This is a genomic window from Amycolatopsis sp. cmx-11-51 (genome assembly GCF_047608665.1).
Taxonomy (GTDB): Bacteria; Actinomycetota; Actinomycetes; order Mycobacteriales; family Pseudonocardiaceae; genus Amycolatopsis.
This window is the reverse complement of record NZ_JADNQO010000005.1, coordinates 152020-177133: the sequence shown is the minus strand read 5'-3', so window position 1 is coordinate 177133 and position 25114 is coordinate 152020. Positions and strand designations below refer to the sequence as shown.

Sequence of the window (25114 nt, the reverse complement as noted above, 5' to 3'; positions counted from 1 at the left end):
AGGCCGGAGATGGCTGCGTCCCAAGCTCCCAAGAAGGCCGGCGTTTTCGACATCCGGCTGATCATCGCCCTGCTCATCGGCGTCTACGGGCTGGTGCTCACGATCATGGGCATCGGCTTCACCACCGAGGCGGAGCTGGCCAAGGCCGCCGGCGTCCGGATCAACCTGTGGGCGGGCGTCGGCATGCTGGTGTTCGCGGCGTTGTTCCTGGTGTGGGCGAAGCTGCGGCCCATCGTGGTGCCGCCCACGTCCGAAACCGGCGAGGACGGCGAATAGCCGGGTTGTCCGGACAGCGGCGCGGCGCTGCGGCTACCGTGCACTTCGTGCTGCTCAACGCTCGACGTCGCCGGATCGCGTCCGCGCTGGCCCTGGTGGCCGCGCTCGGCGTGCTTTCCGCCTGCGGTCAGAACCTCGGCAAGTCCAACTTCGCCCGTACCACCGTCGCCGCCGAAGCGGGCAGCGGTGGAGAGGTGCCGAGCGGGAACATCAACGACCCGGCCGTCACCCCCGCGGTGTTGCGCACGATCGACCCGTGTCCGCTGGTGAACAAGGACGCGCTGAGCGCTCTCGGCACCCCCGAGGACCCGGTGCCGGGGTCGACCTCGTTCGGCGCCTGCCGGGCGAAGGTTCTCGACGCCGGCGGCAAGAAACTTTCCGTCAGCGTCGACATCGGCGCGTCGACCTACTTGTCCAACACCGGTGGTGCCGTCGTCACGGCGGTGGAGGGCCTGCCGCAGGTGGAGCGGAAGGCCAAGGACGGCAAGAGCTGCGAGGTCGGCGTCCTGACGCTGCGCCAGCCTGAGCGCGGGGTGAGCTTCTCGGTCACCTACGACGGCGGTGACCCCTGCGCGGCGGCCCGTGCGGTGGCGGCGAAGGGCGTGAAGAGCCTGCACTCGTCCCCGGCGAAGTTCCCTTCCAGCGCGGGTACGCTTACCGCTGTCGACCCGTGCACCGCCGCCGACGCCGCCGTCCTCGGCGAGGTGGTGCCGCACGGCGCGACCTCGCTGTCGAGTTTCCACTCGTGTGACTGGACGCCGGGTTCCAACCCGCGGATCTCCATCGGCTTCCGCCCCGGCCTGCCGCCGGCGGAACGCGACGGGACCAAGAAGGTCGAGATCGGCGGCGTCACCGCCTACCAGAAGGTCGGCAGTGGCAGCGACGCCGAGTGCAAGATCGAGTGGCAGCACAAACCGTGGATCGACGAAGACGTCGAGATCGTCAGCGTGATCTACAAGAACTACGACGAGAAGTCCGGCGATACCGCGTCCTGCGAGAAGGCGGCCAAGATCGCCAAATCGGTGATCTCGAAGCTCCCGAAGCCCTGACGCTGGCGGCATCCGGCCGGGCGAGGTAGGAAGGGGACATCCCACCCGCCGACGTGTCGGAGACCGCCATGAAGAAGATCATCAACGACCCGAAGACGGTGGTCGCGGAATCCCTGCACGGGCTCGCCGTCGCGCACGCGGACGTCCTGCGCGTGGAAGACGACCCGGCGGTCGTGGTGCGCGTGGACGCGCCCGTGGCTGGCAAGGTCGCTGTGATCTCCGGCGGCGGCTCCGGCCACGAACCACTGCACGGCGGCTTCGTCGGGCAGGGCATGCTGGCGGCCGCCGTCCCGGGCGCGGTGTTCACCTCGCCGACGCCGGACGCCGTCGAGGCCGCGGTCAAGGCCACCACCGGCGACGCGGGTGCGCTGCTGATCGTGAAGAACTACACCGGCGACGTGCTCAACTTCGAAACCGCCGCGGAACTCGCCGCCGCCGAGGGGCTGGACGTGCGCAGCGTCGTCATCGACGACGACGTCGCGGTCAAGGACTCCACCTACACCGCCGGTCGTCGCGGGGTCGGCGGCACGGTGTTGCTGGAGAAGATCACCGGCGCCGCCGCCGAACGCGGAGACACCCTCGACGCGGTGGAGACCTTGGCGCGCAAGGTGATCGGCCAGGTCCGCTCGATCGGCGTCGCGCTCAGCGCGCCGACCGTGCCGCACGCGGGCGAGCCGAGTTTCGACCTCGCCGACGACGAGATCGAGTTCGGCATCGGGATCCACGGCGAACCCGGAATCGAAAGGACACCGGCCTTGTCCGCCGACGACCTCGTCGCGCGGATGGTCGAAGCGGTGGTCACGGACCTGCCCTTCGCCGACGGCGACAAGGTCCTGCTGTTCACGAACTCGATGGGCGGTACCCCGCTGGTCGAGCTGTACCTGGCACACGGCATCGCCGAGCGGCTGCTGGCCGAGCGTGGGATCGTGGTCGAGCGGCGCCTCGTGGGGCCGTACATCACCAGCCTCGAGATGCAGGGGATGAGCCTGACGTTGCTGAAACTGGACGACGAGCTGACCGAGTTGTGGGACGCGCCGGTGAACACCCCGGCCCTGAGGTGGGGAGTCTGATGGCCTGCACCGCCGAGACGCTCGCCGCCGCCTTGCGGGCGGCGGCCGCGGTGATCGCCGAACATCGCGCCGAGCTGATCGACCTCGACCGCGCGATCGGCGACGCCGACCACGGCGAGAACATGGACAGGGGGTTCGCCGCCATCGTGTCCGCTTTGGACACCTCGACGCCGGAAACCCCCGCCGCGGTGGCGAAACTCGCCGCCACGACGTTGATCTCGAAGGTCGGCGGTGCGGCTGGCCCGTTGTACGGCACGGCTTTCCTGCGCGCGTCGGTCAAGCTGGGCGACGCGGCGGAGGTGGACGGCCCGTTGCTCGTCGAAGCCCTGCGCGCGGCACTCGAAGGAGTGCAGGCGCGCGGCAAGGCCGTCGGCGGAGACTCGACCATGGTCGACGCGCTGATCCCCGCGGTCTCCGCCGCCGAAGAGGCGGCCGGTTCGGACATCGCGGAGATCCTGTCCGCGGCGGCGGATGCTGCGGACAAGGGCGCCGCGTCCACTGTGGACCTCGTACCGCGCAAGGGCCGGGCGTCCTATCTCGGTGAGCGCGCGAAGGGGCATGTCGATCCCGGTGCCCGCTCGACGGCGCTGCTGCTGCGCGCGTTCGCGGAGGCGGCGCGGTGAGCGTCGGAATCGTGCTCGTCTCCCACAGCGCCAAACTCGCCGAAGGGCTCGCTGAACTCGCCGCGCAGATGGCGCCGGACGTCACCATCTTGGCGGCCGGAGGCCTGGCCGAAGGCGGGATCGGAACGGACTACGACGAGGTCGTCGCCGCGACCCAGCGCGCCGATTCGGGGGCGGGCGTCGTCCTGCTGTACGACCTCGGCAGCGCGCAGATGACCGCGGACCTCGCCGTCGAATCGCTCTCCGACCCGTCGGCCGCGGTCGTCGCGGACGCGCCGCTCGTCGAGGGCGCGATCGCCGCCGCCGTCGCTGCGCAGGGCGGGGCGGACCGCCAGGCCGTCGCCGGAGCCGCCGCCTCGGCCGGTGCCCCGCCGGACCTGACGTTCGACAGCGGTGCGCAAGACGGCGAGAGCAGCGTCGAACTCACGTTGCGGAACGACGTCGGGCTGCACGCGCGGCCCGCCGCCGTCCTGGTCCGGAGCGTCGCGGGGCTGGACGCGGAGGTCACCGTGCGGCTCGGCGAGGAGACCGCGGACGCCAACAGCGTGCTCGCACTGATGGCTCTCGGCGCACGTCAGGGTGACCGGATCGAGGTCCGCGCGCGAGGTACGCAGGCCGACGAAGCGCTCGCCAAGGTCAAGGACCTGGTCGAGCAGAACTTCGGCGAGAGCTGAAGGGGACTTTCCCCTCGTCTCACGCGGTGAAGGACGCTTTTCCTGCATCGCATGCGGGGAAAGTCCCCTTCAGCTCTCGTCCGCGAGTGACACTTACTCGATCCGGAGGGTGACAGCCGCTGCTTTCCGCGCCCCGGCATGGCACGATCGGAGAAAACTACCAGCGAGTAACCTCCGGAGGCCGGTTGTGGCGCGGGAAATCTCGAGTGTGGGAGTCATCGGTCTCGGCACCATGGGTGCCGGGATCGCCGAGGTGCTCGCGCGGAGCGGCGTCTCCGTGGTCGCGGTGGAGATCGACGACGACGGCGTCAGCCGGGGCCGGGGTCATCTGGAGCATTCGACCGAACGGGCGGTGTCCGGCGGCAAACTCGACGCCGACGGCCGGAGCGCTCTCCTGGATCGGATCCGGTACACCACGTCGCTGACCGAACTGTCCGATGTGGACCTGGTGATCGAGGCGATCCCGGAGAACCTCGAAGCCAAATCCGACGTGTTCGCGGCGCTGGACAAGATCACCGGCGCGGACACGATTTTCGTGTCCAACACCTCCTCGCTGTCGATCACCGAGATCGGCGTGCGCACCGCGCGGCCGGGCAAGGTCGTCGGGATGCACTTCTTCAACCCGGCGCCGATCCTCAAACTGGTCGAGATCGTCCGCACCGTCGTCACCGAGCCCGACGTCATCACCGACGTCGTCGCGTTCGCCGAACGCCTCGGCAAGACCCCGGTGGTGATCGGCGACCGCGCCGGGTTCATCGCGAACGCGTTGCTGTTCGGCTATCTCAACCACGCCGTGCGGATGTACGAGCAGCGCTACGCCACGCGTGAGGATCTCGACGCGGCGATGCGGTTCGGCTGCGGATATCCCATGGGGCCCTTGGCTTTGCTCGACCTCATCGGGCTCGACACGGCGTACGAGATCCTCGACACGATGTACCACCAGTCGCGCAACCGGCTCCACGCGCCGGCGCCGCTGCTGAAGCAGATGATCACCGCGGGACTGCTCGGCCGGAAGACCGGACAGGGGTTCTACGCCTACGACGAGCCCGATTCGCCGACGGTGACCGACGCGGTCACGGCGTCCACAGTGGACACGGTGGCGCCGCGCGAGGTGCGCAAGGTCGGTGTCGTCGGAACCGGGACCATGGCGACCGGCATCGCCGAGGTTTTCGCGAAACGGGGTTACGAGGTCATCCTCCGGGCACGCAGCACGGAAAAGGCCGCGGCGTCGGTCGCGCGGGTGAAGAAATCCCTGGACAAAGCCGTCGTCAAGGGCAAACTCTCCGAGGAGGACGCCGCGGCCGCGCTCGGCCGGATCTCACCCGCGGTGGAGTTCGAGGAACTGGCCGACGTCGACCTCGTCATCGAGGCCGTGGCCGAGGATCTCGCCGTCAAGCAGGCCGTTTTCGCCGCCCTCGACGACGTCGTGAAGCCTGGCGCGGTGCTGGCGACGACCACGTCCTCGCTGCCGGTCATCGAATGCGCGGCCGCCACCTCGCGGCCGTCGGACGTGGTCGGCGTGCACTTCTTCAACCCGGCGCCGGTGATGAAACTGGTCGAGGTCGTCTCGACCATCGCGACCGGGCCCGACGTGGTCGCGACCGTGGACGCCCTCTGCGCGGCGGTGGGCAAACACCCGGTGCACTGCGGCGACCGGGCCGGGTTCATCGTCAACGCCTTGCTGTTCCCGTACCTCAACGACGCGGTGAAGATGCTCGAAGCGCACTACGCGCAGGCCGACGACATCGACACCGCGATGAAGGTGGGCTGCGGGCTGCCCATGGGCCCGTTCGAACTGCTCGACGTCGTCGGGCTGGACGTTTCGCTGGCGATCCAGCGGACGCTGTTCAACGAGTTCCGCGAAGAGGGCTTCGCGCCCGCGCCGCTGCTGGAGCACCTCGTGACCGCCGGCCGGCTGGGCCGGAAGACAGGGAAGGGCTTCAAGGACTACTCGGCCAGGTAGGCCTCGTTGGCGCAAGTAGGCGACTACTTGCGCCAACGGTCAGTAGTCTGGACGGCGTGCCGGTTTCCTCGATCCGGACGACGAGATCCAGTACGGGTTCCCAGCCGATATCGACGGCAGCACCAATCCCAGCGTGTTCATCGCGGTGCGCGTCCAGCGGATCGGGCCGGTGGAGACGGCGACCACTCCGTGGTTCGAGTTCAGCGAGATCGACGACGAGTACGTCTCCGTCGTCAACGCGTGACGCGGTAAAGCCGGAAGATCCGCTGCCGGACCTCTAAGCTCGCCGGGTGCGCCAGCTGACATACGACGGGGTGCCGATCCCCGGCTTGAACGACCTGGTCCGGACGGCCATCCGCCTGCATCCCGCGCAAGGCGACCCCCGTCCGGACGAAAGCCATCTGGGCGGCCCGTTGCTTTGGCCGTCGGACGAGCCGTGGCCGGAATGCCCGGTGACCTGGCCGCCGGACCCGGACGCGTCCGACGACGCGTGGGCGGGCGGGCATCCGCTCGACGAACCGGTTCCGGCGATGATCAGTGCCGCGCAGTTCTTCCGCGGCGACTTCCCCGAGTTGCCCTTCCCGGAGGGCACCGACGTCCTGCAGCTCCTGTTCTGCCCGATGCAGCACAACAGCTTGCATCACCAAGGGCCCGCGGTCCGGCTGGTGTGGCGCGCTTCCGGCGAAGTCGAGGACATCGCGGACCCGCCGCCCGCGCCCGAGGACGCCGAAGCCGCCCTCCTCCCGGTGCCCTGCGTGTTCGAGCCGTGCTCGATCGACGAACTGCCCCGTCTCTGCGACTTCCCGCCGGAGACCCGCGCCGCGATCGGCATCCCCGAGGGCGCGCATGACGACCCGGAGGGCTGGCCGGAGCTGGACCAGTACTCGAAGATCGGCGGCTGGACCGCCTGGTACGAGACCGATCGTCACGAGCTGGGCTGCCGGGAATGCGGCGTCGAGCTGCGGCAGACGATCGCGTTGGCCACGGAGGAGCACGAGGTCGACTGCGGGTGCGAGGTCGCCGAAGCGGAACCGGTCGGCTGGTCGTTCGCCCGAAAGGGGGTGCTGAACGTCTTCACGTGCCCCACCGACGTCACGCATCCGTTCAAAGTCCGGATTGACTAGTGTCGCGTGATCCTGCTTGCTTGACGTTGGGTTTCGTTCGTCGGACGGCGATCTCGCGTGATCAGACGGCGGTTACGCGTGATTGGACGGCGATCTCCGAAATCGCCGCCCAATCACGCGTAAGACCTGCAGGATCACGCGACACTAGCGTCCCGGGCGTGATCAGGTACCGCATTCGCGTGCTCGGACTCGGGACACTAGGCGGGCGGTAGCAAAGGTCCCCCGCTCCAGTGCTGGAAGACGAGGTTCGTGTGCACCCGGGCGACCTCGTCGCGGGCGGTCAGTTCGTCGAGCACCAGGCGTTGCAGTTCGGTCGCCGAAGCGGTGGCGACGTGCGCGAGGAAGTCGTCCGGTCCGGTCAGGTGGTAGACGGAGCGGACCTCGGACAGGGTCAGCAGGTGCTCGACGAACGAGTCCACCAGTGCCCGCCGGTGCGGGCGGACTTGGACGAACAGGAGCGCTTCGAGCGGGCGGCCGAGTTTGGCGGCGTCCACGTCCGCGCGCTGTCCGGTGATCACTCCGAGCGCACGAAGCCGGTTGACGCGGTCGAGGCAGGTCGAGGGCGCGATGCCGACCTCGGCCGCCAGATCCTTGTTCGAGATCCGGGCGTCGTTCTGTAGCAGCCGTAGAATCCGTAGGTCTACCGTACTCAATTCGACAGTACCCGTCATCGGCGAATGATATCCGAGGATATTGCCTCCGATCCGGAGAAAACCGCACCATCTCGGTATGACCGCAACGCTGCGCACCCGAGCCGTCCACGCCGGCCGTGACGACCTCACGGACCTCGGCGTCCACGCCGCTCCGCTCGACTTGTCCACGACCTACCCGTCGCGGGACAGCGTCGAGGAGGCGAGTCGCATCGACGAGTTCGCCACCACGGGCTCGCTGTCCGGACTCCCGGTCTACGGGCGGCTGAGCAACCCGACCGTCGAACGGTTCGAGAAGGCCCTGGCCGAACTCGAAGGTTTCGAAGACGCCGTCGCCTTCGCCACCGGCATGGCCGCGGTGTCGGCCTCGCTGCTCGCCACCGTCGCACAGGGCAAGCGGCACATCGTCGCCGTCCGGCCGGTCTACGGCTGCACCGACCACATGCTCACGTCCGGTCTGCTCGGCACCGAGGTGACCTGGACCGATCCGGAAGGGCTCGCCTCGGCGCTGCGTCCCGACACCGGGCTGGTGCTGCTCGAAACGCCCGCGAACCCGACCCTGCGCGAGGTCGACATCGCCGAGATCGTTAGTGCGGCGGGCGATGTTCCCGTGCTGGTCGACAACACCTTCGCGACTCCCGTGCTCCAGCGTCCCGGACGCGACGGAGCCCGCTTCGTCCTGCACAGTGCGACCAAGTTCCTCGGCGGCCACGGCGACGTCATGGGTGGCGTGGTCGCCTGCGGCGCCGAAGACGCCGGGATGCTGCGGCAGATCCGCTTCGCCACCGGCGGCGTGCTGCACCCGCTGGCCGGGTACATGCTGCTTCGGGGCCTTTCGACGCTTCCGCTGCGCGTCAACGCCGCCTCCGCGACGGCCGCCGAACTCGTCGAGCGCCTTCGCTCGCATTCGAACGTCGGTGCGGTGCACTACCCCGGTATCGGCGGTCCGCTGATCGCGTTCGAGGTGGAAGGCAATCCGCACGCACTCATCGGCGCGGTCCGGTTGATCACCCCGGCCGTCAGCCTCGGCAGCGTGGACTCACTCATCCAGCATCCCGCCTCGATCAGCCACCGGATCGTCGCCGAGGACGACCGGCACGGCGCGGGTGTCACCGATCGGCTCATCCGCATGTCGGTGGGACTCGAAGACGTCGAGGACCTCTGGCACGACCTGGATCAGGCACTCAAGGCGTGCTGAATCAGTGCGATAGTGATCACCGGGATGTCGACAAATCGCCTGACCTGGCTAACCTGGTCGGGTGAAAGATCTGGTCTCGTCCTGGGTGGAATCTTCAGCTCGTAACACGCTTTCGCGGCTTCACGAGCAGATCGGCGTCGCCGGACTCGCCGCGGCGGCGGCCCTTCCCGGGCTGTCGGCCGTCTTCGATCAGCACTCCGCCGCGGTGCGGGACATTCTCGCGGCGGGGGTCGAGGGTTCGGCGGCGGTCGCCGGGGTGGTACTTCTCGCCGGCTATTCGCGAGGACTGCTGGACGAGGCCAGGGCCAAGGGCTGGGCGTTCCGCGCTCCGGCCGATCTGTCCGCATGGAGCACCAGCGACTGGACGACCGCGCGCCTGGTCGGCGTGTGTTCGCTGGCCGCGACGATGGACGACCACCGGGCACAGGAGACCGGGAACGGGTAGGGCGGCCGGACGCCCCACCCGTTCCCATATTGGGTCAGCGGTACTCCGGCGGAGGGGGCATTGACCCACCGGGGGGCCGCTGGCCGGGATCCTGGTGCGACTGCACCTGACCCTGGTTCGGCGGGAACTGCTGGTGCTGGCCACCGGCCATGTCCGGATCGTTCACCGCGTGATGTCCGGCGGACACCGGCTGGTGAGCGGTCGTCCGTTCGGTCGGCACGTCACCGGAACGGTTCGCGTCCTCGCGACCCCGTTGGTAGGCCTCGGCCTGCGCCTTCGCGGCCGGGATCTCCGCCTCGGCCCGGCCGAGCCAGGTCTCCCAGCGCTGCTGCATCGGTTTGATGAGGCCGCCACCGACACCGACGACGGCGATCCCGCCGACCGTGGCGAGCACGGTGATCAGCACCGGCAGCGTGACCGCGGTGGCCACCCCGATCTGGTTCAGCGCGGCGATCACGCCGAGACCCCAGATGAACACCGAAGCGATGGTGGCGAGCACCTTGCCGTAGGAGACGCCGCCGAGGGCGTTGCCCACCAGATCCTTGACCGCCTTGGCGATCGCGCCCGCGATCACCACGATGACGATCGCGACGATGGCGCGCGGCAGCCAGGCGACGATGTCGTTGAGCAGCGAGCTCACCGGGTTCGGGCCGAACACGCCGAACGCGATCTGCAGGGCGATCAGCAGGATCGCGTAGTAGATGATCTTGCTGATGATGTTCGACGCGTCGAACTGGCCTCGCGCGAGCATCTGTTTGAAGCCCCCGCGTTCGATGAGCCGGTTGAACCCGACTTTCTCGAGCACCATGCTCACGGCCTTCGCGATCGCCTTGGCGATCAGCCAGCCGATGAACAGGATGACCAGGAACGCGAGCAGCTTAGGGACGAACGTGGCGACCGAACTCCAGGCGCTGGACACGCCTTGACCGAAATCGACGGCCGCCAGTGCTGATGTGGCCACTGGGTTTCTCCCTTCCCACGAACTGGAGGATCCAGACTGGTGGGAACGAGATACCCGGTGGTCAAACGGTCACACGTGGTGCCACCCGAACGAGTGGTTCAACTACAGCAGCCGCCTCCGCAGCAGCCGCCGCCCCCACCTGCGGGAACAGGGGCCGGACCGGACGCCGATCCGGTCAGCGCCACGGTCGTCAGCAGCTTGACGGTGTCCCGGTGGCCCTCGGGGCACGGCGCGGGCGCGCCGGACTCGCTCATCGGCCGGAGCAGTTCGAAGGTCTCGGTGCATTCGCGGCAGCGGTAGGCGTAAGTCGGCATGCGCTCATCTTCTCATCCCGGAAGCCGCTCCGGAATGAGAAGCTGGCCGGGTGGAACTGCCTGTCGCGGCGCACGTGCCGCACCTCGGCCAAGTCGTCCCGTCCGTCCTTTCCGCCCTCGGTGCCGCCGAGTTCGCGAACTCGTTGAGCCTCGCCGAGGCGTCCAGTGCCTGCGTCCTGCTGATCGACGGTCTCGGCTGGGAACTGCTGGCCGAGCACACGGCCGACGCGCCCGTGCTCACGCAACTGGCGAAGTCGCCGCTGCGGGTCGGTTTCCCGGCCACGACGGCGGCGGGCCTCGGCGCGATCGGCACCGGGCTGGCCTCGGGCGAGCACGGCCTGGTCGGTTACAGCTTCGAAGTCCCCGGGGCGGGCGTCCTGAACGCGTTGCGCTGGGCCAGTCACGAGGACGGCGGCGATCTCCGCGGCGCGCTTCCGCCGCGCGAGGTCCAACCCCTGCCGACGACGTTCGAGCGCGCGGCGGCCGCCGGGATCACGACCAGCGTGGTCTCGTCGGCGAAGTTCGCGGACACCGCGCTCACCCGCGCGACGCAATCCGGCGCACGCTATGTGGGCGTCCACGCGCTCGGCGACCTGGCAGCGTGCGTCCTGCGCTGTCTCGAGGTGCGGCCGGCGTTCTGCTGGGGCTATCACAGCGAACTCGATATGCTCGGCCACATCTACGGACCGGGTTCGGCGCCATGGCGGATGCAACTGCGGCACGTCGACAAACTGGTCGAGTCCCTTGTGGACGGACTGCCGTCCGGCGCGCTCCTCGCGGTGGTGGCCGACCACGGCATGGTGACCGTCGAGGGCGCGCTCGACATCGACGAGACGCCCGCGCTGCTCGGCGGCGTCCGGGCCATCGGGGGCGAGGTCCGGGCACGGCACGTCTACAGCGAGCCGGGGGCGGAGGCCGACGTGCTGGCGGCCTGGCGCGAGGTGATCGGCGACCGGGCGTGGATCCTCTCTCGCGACGAGGCCGTCGAGGCGGGCTGGTTCGGGCCGGTCGCCGACCGGGTCCGGCCACGGATCGGCGACGTCGTAGTGGCGTCGAAGGAGCGTTTCGGGCTCGTGCGGGAACTGGCCGAGGCCGTCGAGTCCTCGATGGTCGGTCAGCACGGCTCGCTGACCCCGGCGGAACAACTCGTCCCGCTGGTACTCGCGCGCGGCTAGCCCGCGTTTAGTCCTCTAGTTGCGGTCCTTGCATGCGCAACTACCGCAACTAGAGGACTAGACGCGTCAATTCGGCGTCCTGGAGCCTGGCCAGACTTCCCCCGATGGCCACGGCGATGGTGCTCGGCGAGGTGGATCTGTCCGCGGGCACCTGTCGGCGACTGGCACGGGCTCGATATACCGTCTCGGCGTGCCTCGACGTAACCGGCCCGAACGCGGTGGACGCCCAGACCTCGGCGCGTCGACCGGCTGGGCGCGCTCCGAATCGGCCACGGACGGGGAGTGGCTCGTCCGGACCGTGCCCGGTGCGCAGGCCATTAAGGACTACCGCTGCCCCGGCTGTGACCACGAGATCCGGTCGGGGACCCCGCATCTGGTCGTCTGGCCCGCCGACGACACCGGCGGGGTCGCCGACCGCCGCCATTGGCACAGGGCGTGCTGGGACGCGCGGTCCCGGCGCCGCCCCGGCCGCTGGTGATCCTGGTGCCTGATTCAGCGCCGCAGGTGTAGTGAAGGCGCTCCCTCGAACTCCTCCTTCGTGTGGATCTCGAAGCCGAGCCGCTCGGCGACCCGGATCGACGGTTTGTTGGACTCCATGATGTTCGCGATCACCGGGACGTCCGGGATCTCCCGATCCGCCCATTCGACGACGGCGGCCGCCATCTCCGTCGCGTAGCCCTTGCCCCAGGTGAACGGCCAGAAGCGGTACGCGAGGTTCAGCACGCGCTCGCCGTTCCACTCGTGATATCGGACCCCGCCGAAGCCGGCGATCACGTCCGGATCGTCCAAAGCGGACACCGTCATGTAGCCGAAACCATGCTCGGCCCATTGCTTCATCCAGGCGTCGAAGAGTTCGCGCGCACCTTCGATGGTGTGCGGCACCTGGTTGAACTTGTTCGTTTCGGGATCGGCCTGCAGTGCGACGATGTTCTCGCGATCCGCCTCGCGCAGCCGCCGCAGCAGCAGCCTCTCCGTCTTGATCTCTGTCAGCACGGTTCTGACGGTAGACCCAGGGTGCGACAGAATTATCGCCATGAAGGATCTGCCGCTGGTACTGCTGCACGCTTTCCCCGTCGACGCCCGCATGTGGGACCCGGTGCGCGCGCCGCTGTCGGAACGCCTTCGGCTGATCACCCCCGACCAGCGAGGACTCGGCCGCAGCCCGCTGCCGGAAACCGACAGGGAGCCGAACCTGGACGACGCCGCCCGCGACGTCGTGGCGCTGCTCGACCGGCTCGAACTCGACAAGGTCGTCCTCGGCGGCTGCTCGATGGGCGGCTACCTGACGATGGCGGTGCTGCGCGCCGCACCGGAACGCGTGGGCGGTCTCGTGTTCATCGACACCAAGGCGACGGCCGACACTTCCGAAGCCGCGCAGGCTCGGCATGACCTCGCGGCCAGGGTCGAAGCGGAAGGCGCCGGATGGCTGTCCGAAGTCCTCACACCCGGATTGCTCGCCGAGGAAGCCCGCCCCGAGGTGGCCGAACGGCTTCATGAGTTGATCACGACGCAGCCGTCGTCGGGGATCGCGTGGGCGGCGCGCGCGATGGCGGCACGGCCCGATTCGCTCGCGACACTGCGATCGGTGGACGTGCCGGCGCTGGTCGTGGTCGGCGAAGAGGACCGCCTGACCCCGCTCGACGCGGCGAACACCCTGGTGGAGACGCTGCCGGACGCGACACTGGTCGTGCTGCCGGAGGCGGGACATCTGACGCCGCTGGAGGATCCGGCCGGAGTCGTCGAAGCGATCTTGGGCTGGTACCCCGCGTAGAAACGTCTCCCTCGCCCCTTCAAAGGTATAGCGGACAGGGGGACTTGCGGCAAGCCCCCATTGCCGGTCCACAATTCGTGCCTTCACGTTTTGCCGAAGGGGGATTTCCATGCGTGTACTCCTGTCCACTGTCGGGACAAGGGGTGAGGTACAGCCGCTGGTGGCACTGGCGGTGCGGTTGCGGGAACTCGGCCAAGAAGTCCGGCTTTGCGCGCCGCCGGAATTCCGTGAATGGGCCGAAGGTCTCGGGATCTCCTTCGCCCCGCTGGGGCCTGAGCTCAGGTCGACCGCGAGGCCGGGCTCCGAGCTGACCAAAGCGATGGCCACGCCGGAAGGACGGCGCGAGATGGCCGAGGCCATGGTGGTGAACCAGTTCGAGGCGATGCCGGAGGCGGCCGAGGACTGCGACGCCGTCGTCGCGGGAATGGCCTTGAACATCGCCGCCCATTCGGTCGCCGAGCTGAAAGGAATTCCTTATTTCTTTACCGCTCACTGCCCGATAACGCTGCCTTCACTGCACCATCGTCCGCCCGTTTTCCCGGGATGGGCGCCGAAGAACCCCGACGCCGCCATCCCGGCCTTGTGGGCCGACGACGCGGAACGGTGGAACGGGCAATGGGGAGGTGTGCTCCAAGCGCGGCGGAAACTGCTGGGCCTTCCGCCGGTCGAAGACGTTCGCGGGCACATCTTCACCGAGCGGCCGTGGCTGGCCGCCGATCCGGTGCTGGCGCCGTGGCGGGAACCGTCGGCGCTGGACGTGTACCAGACCGGCGCCTGGATCCTGCCGGACCACAGCCCGTTGGCCCCGGAACTGGAGGCGTTCCTCGACGCCGGGGAGCCGCCGGTCTACTTCGGATTCGGGAGCATCCGCGCTCCGGAGGAGATCGCGAAGGCGATGATCGAGGCGGCGAGGGCGAACGGGCGGCGGGCGATCGTGTCCCGCGGCTGGACCGAACTGGCGCTGATCGACGACGAACCCGACTGCATCGCGATCGGGGACGTCAACCAGCAGGCGCTCTTCCCGCGGGTCGCGGCGGCCGTGCACCACGGCGGTGCCGGTACGACCACGGCGGCGACCAGGGCCGGGGTCCCGCAGGTACTCGTTCCGCGGATGTTCGACCAGCCCTACTTCGCGCAGCGCGTCCGGGACCTCGGGATGGGGACCTCGATCACCGGGGAACCGACGGCGGCATCGCTGACCTCGGCGCTTTCCGAGGTGTTGCGGCCGGAGGTCGCGGAGCGGGCGCGTCAGGTCGGTGGTGAGGTGCGGGTCGACGGGACCGATGTGGCGGCGAAGCTGCTGATGACGTCGGTCTAGCCCGGATCGCAAGTAGTCCTCTACTTGCGATCCGGGCCCGGTCGAGTCCCTGTCCCCAATGTGGCATTGGAGACGCTGAGTGTCGCGTCCCCGCCGCGCAACTAGAGGACTAATTGCGCGAGGGGGGAGGGCGCCCACGGCTCGGCCGGGCTCACCTCGACCGCAAGTAGTCGACTACTCGCGGGAGAAGTAGTGCTCCAAGGCCGCCTCGGCTTCCCCGAGTCGCGAAGGGAACCGCCGCGGGATCACGAACCCGCCAGGAAACTCGACAACCGTCGAAGTGCGCTGAACGGCTGCAGCGACGAAGGCGCCACATCCGCCGGGTACGCGGAAAGGACCGAAGGGCCGAGGTCCGCGTAGAGGGCACCGAGGTCCCGGCCGAGCGATCCGCGTCGGGTGTCCTCGAAGTCGAGCCAGCACGGCCCGGCCGCCGTCGCGAAGACGTTTCCCGAGTTGGGCGTCCCCGTGCAGCGGCCGCACAGGCAGGGTCAGGCAGCGCCGCCGCGACCCGTTCGAGTTCTTCGTACAGTCGCGGCGCCGCACCGGCCATGAAGGACCCGTTCCGGTCGAGCAGCGTCCGGAGTTCCCGGATCGGTCCGAGTTCGGGCAGTTCACCGGGGTGATCCATGAGCGCCGCCTTCACTCGCGCGAGTGAAGACGCCACCTCCCGCGGTGGCAGAGTGCCTCCGGGCTCATGGGGCGTGTAGTGCCAGAGAGTGACCGGCAGGCCGTTGGCGAAATGCGGTCCGGCCGGGGGATCCGTGGGTGGTGAGACGACGAGCACATCACGTTCAGTGAGGTGCTTCGACAGTTCGACGTCGCGCGCGAGCCAGTCCACAGGGGACGGCCGGGCGAAGCGCGTCGTTCCCGGTACCCGCGCCACTACCGGACCCAGCCTCACCAGCACGTTCGACTGGAACTGCAAGACCTCGGGATGCCCGGTCGGCAGCCCGTACCGGTCACCGACAGCGATCGCCGCGGCCACTCCCGCCCGGGTGTGTTCGTCGGTCACGGCGCGATCTTGCCAGCCGGTGCGCGCGACGGTCGGTAGTGAGGGCTACGATCCCCACTAGCCGCCGAAACGGGTCCCCACCCCGGCCGACGGCAGAACATTGACCACCACAAGGTTTGAGTGTTGGAGGCAGGAGTGACGGCCGTAGCCCCCAAGCCGATCGCCACGCGCCCATACCCCGCGCGCGAGTCGGTTAAGGGTTCGTACCTGCTGCGGTTGTTCCGCACGACGGACCACAAGCAAATCGGCATCATGTACCTGGTCACGTCGTTCGCCTTCTTCATGGTGGGCGGCGCGATGGCGATGCTGATCCGCTCCGAGCTGGCGCGTCCCGGGCAGCAGTTCCTTTCGCAGGAGCAGTACAACCAGCTGTTCACGATGCACGGCACGATCATGCTGCTGCTGTACGCGACGCCGATCCTCTTCGGATTCGCGAACTTCATCCTGCCGCTGCAGATCGGTTCGCCCGACGTCGCGTTCCCGCGGTTGAACGCGTTCTCGTACTGGCTGTACCTCTTCGGCGGCCTGATCGTGATGTCCGGCTTCCTGACCCCGGGTGGCGCCGCCGACTTCGGCTGGTTCGCCTACACCCCGCTGTCGGACGCCATCCACTCGCCCGGCGTCGGCGCCGACCTGTGGATCTCCGGTCTGGTCGTGTCCGGTCTCGGCACCATCCTCGGTGGCGTCAACATGATCACCACGGTGGTCTGCTTGCGCGCCCCCGGTATGACGATGTACCGGATGCCGATCTTCACCTGGAACATCCTGGTCACCAGCATCCTGATCCTGCTGGCCTTCCCGATCCTGACCGCGGCCCTGATGGGCCTGCTGGCGGACCGGCATCTCGGGGCGCATGTGTTCGACCCCGCGAACGGCGGCGTGATCCTCTGGCAGCACCTGTTCTGGTTCTTCGGCCATCCAGAGGTCTATATCGTGGCCCTGCCGTTCTTCGGGATCGTGTCGGAGATCTTCCCGGTCTTCAGCCGCAAACCGATTTTCGGATACAAGGGCCTGGTCTGGGCGACGCTGGCGATCGCCGCGCTGTCGGTGGCCGTGTGGGCACACCACATGTACGCGACCGGCGCCGTGCTGCTGCCGTTCTTCTCCTTCATGACCTTCCTGATCGCGGTCCCGACGGGCGTGAAGTTCTTCAACTGGATCGGCACGATGTGGAAGGGCCAGCTGTCCTTCGAGACGCCGATGATCTTCTCGATGGGCTTCATCGTCACGTTCCTCTTCGGCGGGCTGACCGGCATCATGCTGGCCGCGCCGGCGATCGACTTCCACGTGTCCGACAGTTACTTCGTCGTCGCGCACTTCCACTACGTGCTTTACGGCACGATCGTGTTCGCTACGTTCGCCGGGATCTACTTCTGGTTCCCGAAGATCACCGGCCGCATGATGGACGAGAAGCTCGGCAAGTGGCACTTCTGGACCACGTTCATCGGCTTCCACGCCACGTTCCTGGTGCAGCACTGGCTGGGCGCCGAAGGTATGCCGCGGCGGTACGCGGACTACCTGCAGTCAGACGGCTTCACCACGCTGAACACGATCTCCACGATCGGCGCGTACATCCTCGGCGCCTCGACGCTGCCGTTCATCTGGAACGTCTTCAAGAGTTACCGGTACGGCGAGATCGTCACGGTGGACGACCCGTGGGGCTACGGCAACTCGCTCGAATGGGCGACGTCCTGCCCGCCGCCGCGGCACAACTTCACCGAGCTGCCGCGGATCCGTTCCGAGCGGCCGGCGTTCGAGCTGCACTACCCGCATATGGTGGAGCGCATCCACAAGGAGGGTGAGATCGGCTTCTTCGGGAAGCAGAAGGTCAACTCCCACCGGGCGCCCTCCCAGGTGCTCACCGAGGCGGCCATGCCGGGTGATCACTCCAAGGACAACTCCAGCGAAAAGTGACCCGATAAGCGGAAATGGCGCGTGCCCTGCCTCACACCGAGGTAAGGCACGCGCCATTCTTGTGCCCGGCTAAGGAAGACTGAGCCCGTGACGCAGACACCAGTTCTCATCACCACCACCGGTCCAGACAAGCCGGGTGTGTCCTCGGTCCTGTTCGCCGTGTTGTCCCGGCACGACGTCGACGTCCTCGACGTGGAACAGGTGGTCATCCGCGGCCAGCTGGTGCTCGGTGTGCTCGCCGGGGTGTACCGCGACCCCGAAGGCCTGCAGGAGTACGTCGAGCAGGCGATGGCCTCGGTCGGGATGCAGGTCGAGGTGAAGATCGGCTCGGCCATCGGCGCCGACCCGTTCGCCATCGGCCAGAAGGACTCGACACACGTCCTGCTGATGCTCGGCCGCCCCGTGACCGCGCGGGCGTTCTCCGACGTCGCGCGCCGCCTCGCCGCGCTGGACGTCAACATCGACTCGATCCGCAGCGTCGCCGACTACCCGGTCACCGGGCTGGAGCTGTACACCTCGCTCGCCCAGGACACGCCGGAGGCCGACGCCGCCTTGCGGGCCGCGCTGGCCGACGCCGCCGTCGCGGCCGGGATCGACATCTCGGTCGAGCGGGCCGGGCTCGCCCGCCGGGCGAAGCGGCTGGTCGTCTTCGACGTCGACTCCACGCTCATCCAGGGTGAGGTCATCGAGATGCTCGGCGCGCACGCCGGCGTCGAACCCCAGGTCCGCGAGATCACCGAAGCCGCGATGCGCGGCGAACTGAACTTCAGTGAGTCGCTGGAGCGCCGTGTCGCGCTGCTGGAAGGGCTCCCCGAGACGGTGCTCGACGAGGTCGCCGCCTCGATCGAACTCACCCCCGGCGCCCGCACGACCATCCGCACGCTGAAGCGGATGGGCTTCCGCTGCGGGGTCGTTTCGGGCGGGTTCACCAAGATCATCCAGTCTCTGGTGGACGACCTCGGCCTCGACTTCGCCGCCGCGAACGAACTCGAAGTGGTCGACGGCAAGCTCACCGGCCGGGTGGTCGGGGAGATCGTCGACCGCGCGGGCAAGGCGACGGCGCTGCGCCGGTTCGCCGAGGAGTACGAGATCTCGCTGCAGCAGTGCGTCGCGGTCGGCGACGGGGCGAACGACATCGACATGCTGTCGGTCGCCGGGATGGGGGTCGCCTTCAACGCGAAGCCCGCGCTGCGCGAGGTGGCCGACACCGCGCTTTCGCACCCGTACCTCGACGCCGTGCTGTTCCTGCTCGGTGTCACGCGGGGCGAGATCGAGGCCGCCGACGCGGCAGACGGTCTCGAACTGTCCCGGCCATGAGCGTGTTGGAGCCGTTGGCCGCGCGCTACGCGTACTGGCTGGGCCTGCCGGCCGAGGCCACGGAGGACACCTCGGACGAGGATTCCGCCGAGGTCCGCGCCATGCCGGTGATCCTGCGGATGGAACGCGCCGAACCGCCGTCACGGACCGCTTTGCTGGAAGCCGTCGCGGCGGCGGCCGTCGCGGTCTGCCTCGACGAACGCGCCGGACCCGAGGGTGAGTGGCACGAGCCGCTCAAGGCCTGGGTCGACGGCCGGATCCGCAAGGTCGCCCGGCGTGCGCGGGGCGCGCACTGGCGAGCGGTCCAGGAGCTGCCCGGCGTCACGGTCGAGGTCGACGGCGCCGAGGCGCGGGCCTTGCTTCCCGGCCGCGTCGTCGAGACGCCGAAAGAGGTCTCGCGGCTGCAGATCTCCGGGAGCGAACTCCCGGCCGACGAGCCGGGGCCCGCACCGGACGGTGTCCCGCGGTTGCTGCTGAACCCCGAGGTCCCGATGACCGTCGGCAAGGGCTCCGCCCAGGTCGGGCACGCGACGATGATCCTGGCCTCGCTGCTGGACGAGGCCGAACTGACCGCTTGGGCCGAGACCGGTTTCCGCTGCTCGGTGCGGACCCCGCCGGTCGCGACCTGGAAGGCGCTGTGCCCGATCGAGGACCCCGAGGGCTCGTGGCGCCGTGACGGTGTCGTGGCGGTCCGCGACGCGGGATTCACCGAGGTCGATCCCGGAACGGTCACTGTCCTGGCCCAAAGGGCTTAACCTCCTATACTCCCCGCATGGGTGACCGGCTGATCGCCGGGCGCTACCGCTTGGAGGAGCGGATCGGCGCCGGAGGTATGGGTGTGGTCTGGCGTGCCACCGACCAGGACCTCGGCCGGGTCGTCGCGCTCAAGCGCTCGCAGGCAGGGGACAGTGGGCAGATCCGGCGCGAGGCGCGGATCGGCGCTGGTCTGCATCATCCGAACGTGGTCACCGTCTTCGACGCGGTGATGGACGGTGACGAGCGCTGGCTCGTCATGGAGTACCTGCCTTCGCGCAGTCTCGCGGACATCCTCGAAACCGACGGCCCACTGCCGCCCGGCAAGGTGGCGAAGATCGGTGTCCAGCTCGCCGCCGCGCTCGCGGCGATGCACGAGAAGGGCATGGTCCACCGCGACCTCAAACCGGGCAATGTCCTGATGGCCGAGGACGGCACCGCCAAACTCACCGACCTCGGCATCGCGCAGTGGGCGGAGGTGACCCGCACCGGGGGTGGTCTCGACGTCGGGACTCCCGGCTACGTCGCGCCTGAGATGGCCGAAGGGCAGCAGGCGGGGGCCGCGGCGGATGTGTTCTCGCTCGGTGCGACGCTGTTCGCCGCCGTCGAGGGCACCTCGGTGTGGGGGGACGGGAACGCGGGACCGTTCGTCCAGCTCCGGCGGGCGACGTCGTACACCCTGGAGCCGATCCGTCAGGCGGGACGGCTGGCGCCGGTGCTGACCGAGTTGCTGCGGCGCAGACCCGCCGGCAGGCCGGACGCCGTCCGCGCCGCCGAGCTGCTGGCCGAAGTCGCGGATGTCGACGTTCCGGTGCGGTCGCGACGTTTCCGGGTGACCAGGCGCGCCGTCGCGATCGGCGCCGTCGCCGCGGTGCTGGTGCTGGTGGGAGGCCTTGTCCACGTCACGAAGGAACCGGCGTCGATCGCGGCTGCCGCGCTCCCCGCCGATTCGGTCGGCGACCCGCGCACGGCGGATCCCTGTGCGCTGGTCGACCCCTCCGTGCTGAAGCGGTTCGGTACCCCCGAGCTGGACACCGCCAACGGCAACTTCAACGCCTGCGGGATCCTGCTGCGCATGAGCCGCGACGACGGTGACATCGTCGACGTCCGGCTCGAATTGACGTTTCCGAAATCGCCGTTGCTGGAGAAGCCGGTTCCGGGGCACTTGAGTGTGCGCGAAATACCGGGCGAACCCGAAGAGAAGTGTGGCCGGGTCATCCCGCTGCCGGACGGCAACCAGGTTTGGGTGCACGCCCGGCACATCCAGGACTGGCATGCCCACCTGTGCGACTACGTCGATCCAGTGGCCGTGCACGCGGCCGAGGTGCTGAACCGGGAACCGCTCAAGCGGCGTCCCGTTCCCTTCCCCGCCGGGACGCTCGGGAGTCTCGACGCCTGCGCGCTGGGCGGGGAGGCACCGCAGGCGATCGTCGGCGGCCCGGCCGCGCCGGATCCGATCTTCGGCAACTGGGAGTGCTACTGGAACCATCGTGAGACGGAGGTGACGATCCGGTTCGAGCGGGAGTGGGCGCCGTTCGAGGCGGACGGCACGCGTGTCGCTCTCGGACCGCGGGAGGCCTTCGTCGAGGTCGCGCCCGAGTGGGAGGCTTGCCAAGCTGAGATCCCGCACCGGACCTTCACCGGGAATGGCCGTGCCATGATCGAGACGGTGGAGATCTACGTCTCGGACAAGGTCAAGAAACCGCCGGAGATGTGCCCGGCGGCGGAGCGGCTCGCCGGGGAGATCGCGCCAAGGCTGCCACCACTCTGAAAGGGAAGACCGTGTCTCTGGAAGTCCAGCGCGACGGCGAGCACCGCTTCGTCGGCCGCAACGAACGCGGTGCCGAGGTCGTGATCGGCCGCAAGGGCGCCGAGGGCGCCTTCTCACCCGCCGAACTGCTTCAGATCGCGGCGGCGGGCTGCTCGGCCGTCACCGCCGAGAACCTCATCACCCGGCGGATCGGGGAAGATTCGAAGTTTCGGGTCGGCGTGACCGCGGACAGGCGCGAAGGCGCTTCGGAACTCGACGCCGTCCATGTGGCCTTCGACGTCGACGTGTCGTCACTGCCCGCTTCGGAGCGGGAGGCGCTCGCGGCGGCGGTGGATCGCGCCATCGAGCGGCTGTGCACGGTGAGCCGGACGTTGAAGAAGGGTGTCCCGGTCACGGAGAGCTTCCCGGCCGAGTAGCCCCCGGGATGTTATGAACGGTCCGTTCATAGCACTTCTCTAGTGCTTGGCGGCGTGGCCTTCGGAGCTCCAGACCACGTACGCCTCGTCGGCGTCGGTGGTCATGGCCTCGATGAACTTCTCGTTGTCGAAGCCGGGCAGCGTCTGCAGCCGTTCGATCAACGCGTCAGCGGCCGGGTCGCCGCTGGGGATCGCCGTGCCCTGCCCATTGGCGCCGGCGAGCATGAAGAAGACGTCTTCTTTCCACGGGCCTTCAGGGATCACTCGGACCACCACCGCGGACAGCTCGGACCACTTGACGGCTTCCTCGCTTCCGTCCGCGAGCTGGCGCCGCACTCCGGTGTCATCGACGCTGACGGTCCGGGATTGTGCATTGGGCGACTCGTGGGACAACCGGTTCTCCCTGTCTTCGGCGTTCTGTTAACGGTACTCGGCCGTGTTCCAGGCCACTCAGGCCGGGGCGGCGGCGTCGAGGCGGCGTAGCGCGTCGCGGGCGACCTTCGGGTCCATGGTGGGCCAGAACGGCGGCAGTGAGGCCCGCAGGAATCCTCCGTAGCGGGCCGTGGCCAGCCGCGAATCCAGGATCGCCACGACGCCTCGATCGCTGACCGAGCGGTGCAGCCGTCCGGTGCCCTGTGCGAGCAGCAGCGCGGCGTGCGTGGCCGCGACGGTGAGGAAACCGTTGCCACCCCTGGCTTCCACGGCTCGCTGCCGCGCCGACGAGACCGGGTCGTCCGGACGCGGGAACGGAATGCGGTCGACCACCACGAGCTGGAGCGACGGGCCGGGCACATCGACGCCCTGCCACAGCGACAGTGTGCCGAACAGGCAGGTGCGCGCGTCTTCGGAGAATTTCTGTACCAGCAGGCCGGTGGAGTCGTCGCCCTGACAGAGGATCGGCACGTCGAGCCGCTCCCGCATCTCCTCGGTGGCCTGTTTCGCCGCGCGCATCGAGGAGAACAGGCCGAGCGTGCGCCCGCCCGCGGCCTCGATCAGCTCGGCCAGTTCGTCCATGGTCGAGGGCTGCAACCCGTCCCGGCCCGGCGGCGGCAGATGCTTGGCCAGGTAGAGGATGCCGTTGCGCTTGTGGTCGAACGGGGAGCCGACGTCGAGCCCGGTCCACTTCGGGCCGTCCTTGTCTTCGCCGTCGGCGGGTGCGGCCTTGTCGGTCGCCGCGCCCGGTGCCTTCTCGACCCTGGCCCCGCCGGGCGGCAGACCCCATTGCCGGGCCATGGTGTCGAAAGTGCCGCCCAGCGTCAGCGTCGCCGATGTGAGGACGGTCGTGTGCTGGTTGAAGACGCGTTCGCGCAGCAGGCCTGCGACACCCAGCGGAGCGACCTTCAGCGCGGGCGGACGCGGGTTGGTGGAAAAGCGGTCCCCGGTCAACCAGACGACGTCGCGCTGATGCGCGTTGTCGTCGTCGAAGGCTTCGAGCAGCCGGACCGCGGTGTCGTGGACCTCTTCGAGCAGCGACCGGGCCAGTTTACGAGCCGTGGCCTCGTCGACCTCCTCCTTCCGGTCCTTGCCGAGCGCGGTGAGGCAGCGGTGCGCGGCGTCGCGGACGGCGGGGACCGCGCCGGTGAGGGCCTGCGGCAGCGAGTCCATGCGGCCCGACGGCAGGTCGTCGAGGATCAGGGCCAGCCCGTCGCTCGCCTCCAGCAGCTGGTCGGCCACTTCGTCGTCGACCAGTTTCCCGCAGCGCCGGGCGGCGGCGGAGACCATGCCGCTGGTCAGCTCGCCGGTGGCCACGGACGTCACGCGGTCGACCAGGTCGTGCGCCTCGTCGACGATCACCAGGTCGTGATCGGGGAGCACCTGATAGCCCTGCAGCGCGTCGATCGCCAGCAGCGCGTGGTTGGTGACGACGACGTCGGCCTTGCCGGCCTCGGCGCGGGACCGTTCCGCGAAGCAGTCGGTGCCGATGGGGCAACGAGAGGCACCAAGGCATTCCCTTGCCGTGACGGAAACCTGGCGCCACGCCTGATCCGAGACACCGGGAACCAGTTCGTCGCGGTCGCCGGTCTCGGTGTCGGACGACCACTCCCGCAGCCGCGTGACCTCCTTGCCCAGCCGGGAGACGGCGAACGGGTCGAACAGCTGCTGATCCTCCGGCTCGTCCGGGGCGCCGGAATCGAGTCGGTGGAGACAGAGGTAGTTACGGCGTCCCTTGAGGATCGCAAAGGTGGGCTCACGGCCGAGGGGCTTCTTCAGCGCCTTCGCGAGCCGGGGGAGGTCTCGGTCGACCAGTTGGCGTTGCAGGGCGATGGTGGCCGTGGAGACCACGACCGTGGCCTCCTTCTCGACCGCGTGCCGGATCGCGGGAACGAGGTAGGCCAACGATTTCCCGGTGCCGGTGCCCGCCTGCACGGCGAGGTGCTCGCCGGTCCGGATGGCGCGGCCGACGGCGTCCGCCATCCGCACCTGGCCCTCGCGCTCGGCACCACCCACGGACTCGACCGCGTGGGTCAGGAGTTCGAGGACACCGGGGAAGTCAGCACGGGTTGGCACGGGACAAGACGATAGCCGGGCCCACCGTCAGGATTCTGCGGCCCGTGTGATGAACGGGACTTCCTTGCGAATTCTGCAAGGAAAGTCCCGTTCATCACACGCCGGACAGCGGTGAAAGGGCCGGTCACGCGTCCTTGCGGCTGTGCTTGTCTTCAAGGAGAGGCGAGACCAGCGCCCAGGTGCCCGGAAGCAGCGCCGCCGCGATGGCGATCTTCAGCGCGTCACCGATCAGGAACGGCACGACGCCCCTCTCCAGCCCGGTCGACAGGCTGTACCCGGCCGAGGCCATCAGCCACGACACGCCGAACGAGTAGATGACGAGGTTGCCGAGCACCATCGTGCCCGCGGTGCGCAGCGGCGTGCGGTCCCCGCCGCGGCCGGCGAGCGCGCCCACCAGGGCGCCGGCGAAAACGAACCCGACGATGTAGCCGGCGCTGAGGCCGAACAGTCCCGACGAGCCGTTCTGGAACCAGCCGAAGCCGGCCGCGCCGACGGCGAGGTACAGCGCCATCGACAGCGCGCCGCGCTTCCAGTCGAGCGCCGTGCCGACCAGCAGGGCGGCGAACGTCTGGCCGGTCATCGGCACCGGCGAGCCGGGCACCGGGATCATGATCTGCGCGGCCGCACCGGTCAGCGCGGCACCACCGGCGACCAGGATCGCGTCACGGACCAGTGCGCCGGGAACGAGGTCGGCGAGGACGACACGACGGTCGGCCACAGACAGCGAAGACACTCAGACCTCCTGTGAGTACACGAATGTGAACCGAGGTTAACGCCAGGCGACTGGTCGCGGTCCGAATGTCGGCCACCTC

25 protein-coding genes are annotated in these 25114 nt (G+C 68.9%); 18 read left to right on the top strand and 7 right to left on the bottom strand.

The features are described from left to right. The first annotated feature begins 9 nt into the window (after nucleotides 1-9). The 7 genes from ACM6LU_RS20400 to ACM6LU_RS20370 all read left to right on the top strand — a co-directional run bounded on the left by ACM6LU_RS20400 (nucleotide 10) and on the right by ACM6LU_RS20370 (nucleotide 6779). On the top strand, nucleotides 10-276 hold the full coding sequence (locus ACM6LU_RS20400; protein ID WP_414939305.1) for a hypothetical protein: 267 nt from the start codon (nucleotides 10-12) through the stop codon (nucleotides 274-276). Between the two features lie 47 nt (nucleotides 277-323). Then, entirely contained in the window at nucleotides 324-1325 is a 1002-nt protein-coding gene (locus ACM6LU_RS20395) for a DUF3558 domain-containing protein (protein WP_414939304.1), read from the top strand. 68 nt (nucleotides 1326-1393) lie between these two features. Further along, nucleotides 1394-2395 (top strand): dihydroxyacetone kinase subunit DhaK, encoded by a 1002-nt coding sequence (gene dhaK / locus ACM6LU_RS20390; protein WP_414939303.1) that lies wholly within the window; start codon nucleotides 1394-1396, stop codon nucleotides 2393-2395. Next, nucleotides 2395-3018 carry a dihydroxyacetone kinase subunit DhaL gene (gene dhaL, locus ACM6LU_RS20385; RefSeq protein ID WP_414939302.1) on the top strand — a complete coding sequence of 208 codons (624 nt, stop codon included), beginning with the start codon at nucleotides 2395-2397 and terminating at the stop codon, nucleotides 3016-3018. The genes dhaK and dhaL overlap by 1 nt, the downstream gene beginning before the upstream one ends. After that, nucleotides 3015-3692: a dihydroxyacetone kinase phosphoryl donor subunit DhaM gene (gene dhaM / locus ACM6LU_RS20380; RefSeq protein WP_414939301.1), complete on the top strand. Its 678-nt coding sequence runs from the start codon at nucleotides 3015-3017 to the stop codon at nucleotides 3690-3692. The genes dhaL and dhaM overlap by 4 nt, the downstream gene beginning before the upstream one ends. A 187-nt stretch (nucleotides 3693-3879) precedes the next feature. Next, on the top strand, nucleotides 3880-5655 hold the full coding sequence (locus ACM6LU_RS20375; RefSeq protein WP_414939300.1) for a 3-hydroxyacyl-CoA dehydrogenase family protein: 1776 nt from the start codon (nucleotides 3880-3882) through the stop codon (nucleotides 5653-5655). Nucleotides 5656-5945: 290 nt separating this feature from the next. Further along, nucleotides 5946-6779 (top strand): hypothetical protein, encoded by an 834-nt coding sequence (locus tag ACM6LU_RS20370; protein WP_414939299.1) that lies wholly within the window; start codon nucleotides 5946-5948, stop codon nucleotides 6777-6779. Between the two features lie 197 nt (nucleotides 6780-6976). On the opposite strand, the gene ACM6LU_RS20365 is transcribed toward ACM6LU_RS20370, so the two are convergent. Beyond that, nucleotides 6977-7450 (bottom strand): Lrp/AsnC family transcriptional regulator, encoded by a 474-nt coding sequence (locus tag ACM6LU_RS20365; RefSeq protein WP_414939298.1) that lies wholly within the window; start codon nucleotides 7448-7450, stop codon nucleotides 6977-6979. A 58-nt stretch (nucleotides 7451-7508) separates the two neighbouring features. On the opposite strand from ACM6LU_RS20365, the gene ACM6LU_RS20360 reads away from it, so the two are divergent. Both ACM6LU_RS20360 and ACM6LU_RS20355 read left to right on the top strand, forming a co-directional pair. Beyond that, nucleotides 7509-8627, top strand: coding sequence for a trans-sulfuration enzyme family protein (locus ACM6LU_RS20360; RefSeq protein ID WP_414939297.1), 1119 nt, complete (start codon nucleotides 7509-7511; stop codon nucleotides 8625-8627). 61 nt (nucleotides 8628-8688) lie between these two features. Further along, complete coding sequence (locus tag ACM6LU_RS20355; protein ID WP_414939296.1) at nucleotides 8689-9072, top strand: DUF6401 family natural product biosynthesis protein; 384 nt, start codon at nucleotides 8689-8691, stop codon at nucleotides 9070-9072. Between the two features lie 34 nt (nucleotides 9073-9106). Here the strand turns inward: ACM6LU_RS20355 and ACM6LU_RS20350 are convergent, their stop codons facing one another. Together ACM6LU_RS20350 and ACM6LU_RS20345 are read right to left on the bottom strand one after the other, a co-directional pair. After that, entirely contained in the window at nucleotides 9107-10033 is a 927-nt protein-coding gene (locus tag ACM6LU_RS20350; RefSeq protein WP_414939295.1) for a mechanosensitive ion channel family protein, read from the bottom strand. 98 nt (nucleotides 10034-10131) lie between these two features. Then, entirely contained in the window at nucleotides 10132-10347 is a 216-nt protein-coding gene (locus ACM6LU_RS20345) for an FmdB family zinc ribbon protein (RefSeq protein WP_414939294.1), read from the bottom strand. 50 nt (nucleotides 10348-10397) lie between these two features. On the opposite strand from ACM6LU_RS20345, the gene ACM6LU_RS20340 reads away from it, so the two are divergent. Both ACM6LU_RS20340 and ACM6LU_RS20335 read left to right on the top strand, forming a co-directional pair. Beyond that, entirely contained in the window at nucleotides 10398-11522 is a 1125-nt protein-coding gene (locus tag ACM6LU_RS20340) for an alkaline phosphatase family protein (protein WP_414939293.1), read from the top strand. A 190-nt stretch (nucleotides 11523-11712) separates the two neighbouring features. Next, the gene (locus ACM6LU_RS20335) at nucleotides 11713-12000 is read left to right on the top strand and encodes a hypothetical protein (RefSeq protein WP_414939292.1); all 288 of its coding nucleotides are present in this window, start codon (nucleotides 11713-11715) and stop codon (nucleotides 11998-12000) included. 14 nt (nucleotides 12001-12014) lie between these two features. On the opposite strand, the gene ACM6LU_RS20330 is transcribed toward ACM6LU_RS20335, so the two are convergent. Continuing rightward, entirely contained in the window at nucleotides 12015-12515 is a 501-nt protein-coding gene (locus ACM6LU_RS20330) for a GNAT family N-acetyltransferase (RefSeq protein ID WP_414939291.1), read from the bottom strand. 40 nt (nucleotides 12516-12555) lie between these two features. Here ACM6LU_RS20330 and ACM6LU_RS20325 point away from each other — a divergent pair, with 40 nt between their 5' ends. The 7 genes from ACM6LU_RS20325 to ACM6LU_RS20295 all read left to right on the top strand — a co-directional run bounded on the left by ACM6LU_RS20325 (nucleotide 12556) and on the right by ACM6LU_RS20295 (nucleotide 21794). Further along, nucleotides 12556-13293, top strand: coding sequence for an alpha/beta fold hydrolase (locus ACM6LU_RS20325; RefSeq protein WP_414939290.1), 738 nt, complete (start codon nucleotides 12556-12558; stop codon nucleotides 13291-13293). A 109-nt stretch (nucleotides 13294-13402) separates the two neighbouring features. Further along, nucleotides 13403-14611 carry a glycosyltransferase gene (locus tag ACM6LU_RS20320; protein WP_414939289.1) on the top strand — a complete coding sequence of 403 codons (1209 nt, stop codon included), beginning with the start codon at nucleotides 13403-13405 and terminating at the stop codon, nucleotides 14609-14611. A gap of 1147 nt (nucleotides 14612-15758) precedes the next feature. Continuing rightward, the gene (gene ctaD, locus ACM6LU_RS20315; RefSeq protein ID WP_414939288.1) at nucleotides 15759-17537 is read left to right on the top strand and encodes a cytochrome c oxidase subunit I; all 1779 of its coding nucleotides are present in this window, start codon (nucleotides 15759-15761) and stop codon (nucleotides 17535-17537) included. An 87-nt stretch (nucleotides 17538-17624) separates the two neighbouring features. Beyond that, on the top strand, nucleotides 17625-18854 hold the full coding sequence (gene serB, locus ACM6LU_RS20310; RefSeq protein ID WP_414939287.1) for a phosphoserine phosphatase SerB: 1230 nt from the start codon (nucleotides 17625-17627) through the stop codon (nucleotides 18852-18854). Continuing rightward, nucleotides 18851-19609 (top strand): peptidyl-tRNA hydrolase, encoded by a 759-nt coding sequence (locus ACM6LU_RS20305; protein WP_414939286.1) that lies wholly within the window; start codon nucleotides 18851-18853, stop codon nucleotides 19607-19609. Before serB ends, ACM6LU_RS20305 begins: the two co-directional genes overlap by 4 nt. Nucleotides 19610-19626: 17 nt before the next feature. Then, nucleotides 19627-21378 carry a serine/threonine-protein kinase gene (locus tag ACM6LU_RS20300; RefSeq protein ID WP_414939285.1) on the top strand — a complete coding sequence of 584 codons (1752 nt, stop codon included), beginning with the start codon at nucleotides 19627-19629 and terminating at the stop codon, nucleotides 21376-21378. Between the two features lie 11 nt (nucleotides 21379-21389). Further along, nucleotides 21390-21794 carry an OsmC family protein gene (locus ACM6LU_RS20295; protein WP_414939284.1) on the top strand — a complete coding sequence of 135 codons (405 nt, stop codon included), beginning with the start codon at nucleotides 21390-21392 and terminating at the stop codon, nucleotides 21792-21794. 39 nt (nucleotides 21795-21833) lie between these two features. Here the strand turns inward: ACM6LU_RS20295 and ACM6LU_RS20290 are convergent, their stop codons facing one another. The 3 genes from ACM6LU_RS20290 to ACM6LU_RS20280 all read right to left on the bottom strand — a co-directional run bounded on the left by ACM6LU_RS20290 (nucleotide 21834) and on the right by ACM6LU_RS20280 (nucleotide 25035). Next, nucleotides 21834-22187: a hypothetical protein gene (locus tag ACM6LU_RS20290; RefSeq protein WP_414939283.1), complete on the bottom strand. Its 354-nt coding sequence runs from the start codon at nucleotides 22185-22187 to the stop codon at nucleotides 21834-21836. Between the two features lie 57 nt (nucleotides 22188-22244). Continuing rightward, the gene (locus ACM6LU_RS20285; protein ID WP_414939282.1) at nucleotides 22245-24302 is read right to left on the bottom strand and encodes an ATP-dependent DNA helicase; all 2058 of its coding nucleotides are present in this window, start codon (nucleotides 24300-24302) and stop codon (nucleotides 22245-22247) included. Between the two features lie 124 nt (nucleotides 24303-24426). Continuing rightward, nucleotides 24427-25035 (bottom strand): biotin transporter BioY, encoded by a 609-nt coding sequence (locus ACM6LU_RS20280; RefSeq protein ID WP_414939281.1) that lies wholly within the window; start codon nucleotides 25033-25035, stop codon nucleotides 24427-24429. Nucleotides 25036-25114: the final 79 nt, after the last annotated feature.

Excerpts from the sequence above, each read along its gene's own strand:
- dhaK (WP_414939303.1), top strand. The coding sequence starts at position 1,394 with ATGAAGAAGATCATCAACGACCCGAAGACGGTGGTCGCGGAATCCCTG.
- ACM6LU_RS20365 (WP_414939298.1), bottom strand. The coding sequence starts at position 7,450 with ATGACGGGTACTGTCGAATTGAGTACGGTAGACCTACGGATTCTACGG.
- ACM6LU_RS20400 (WP_414939305.1), top strand. The coding sequence starts at position 10 with ATGGCTGCGTCCCAAGCTCCCAAGAAGGCCGGCGTTTTCGACATCCGG.
- ACM6LU_RS20360 (WP_414939297.1), top strand. The coding sequence starts at position 7,509 with ATGACCGCAACGCTGCGCACCCGAGCCGTCCACGCCGGCCGTGACGAC.
- ACM6LU_RS20325 (WP_414939290.1), top strand. The coding sequence starts at position 12,556 with ATGAAGGATCTGCCGCTGGTACTGCTGCACGCTTTCCCCGTCGACGCC.
- ACM6LU_RS20345 (WP_414939294.1), bottom strand. The coding sequence starts at position 10,347 with ATGCCGACTTACGCCTACCGCTGCCGCGAATGCACCGAGACCTTCGAA.
- ACM6LU_RS20305 (WP_414939286.1), top strand. The coding sequence starts at position 18,851 with ATGAGCGTGTTGGAGCCGTTGGCCGCGCGCTACGCGTACTGGCTGGGC.
- ACM6LU_RS20300 (WP_414939285.1), top strand. The coding sequence starts at position 19,627 with ATGGGTGACCGGCTGATCGCCGGGCGCTACCGCTTGGAGGAGCGGATC.
- dhaL (WP_414939302.1), top strand. The coding sequence starts at position 2,395 with ATGGCCTGCACCGCCGAGACGCTCGCCGCCGCCTTGCGGGCGGCGGCC.
- ACM6LU_RS20320 (WP_414939289.1), top strand. The coding sequence starts at position 13,403 with ATGCGTGTACTCCTGTCCACTGTCGGGACAAGGGGTGAGGTACAGCCG.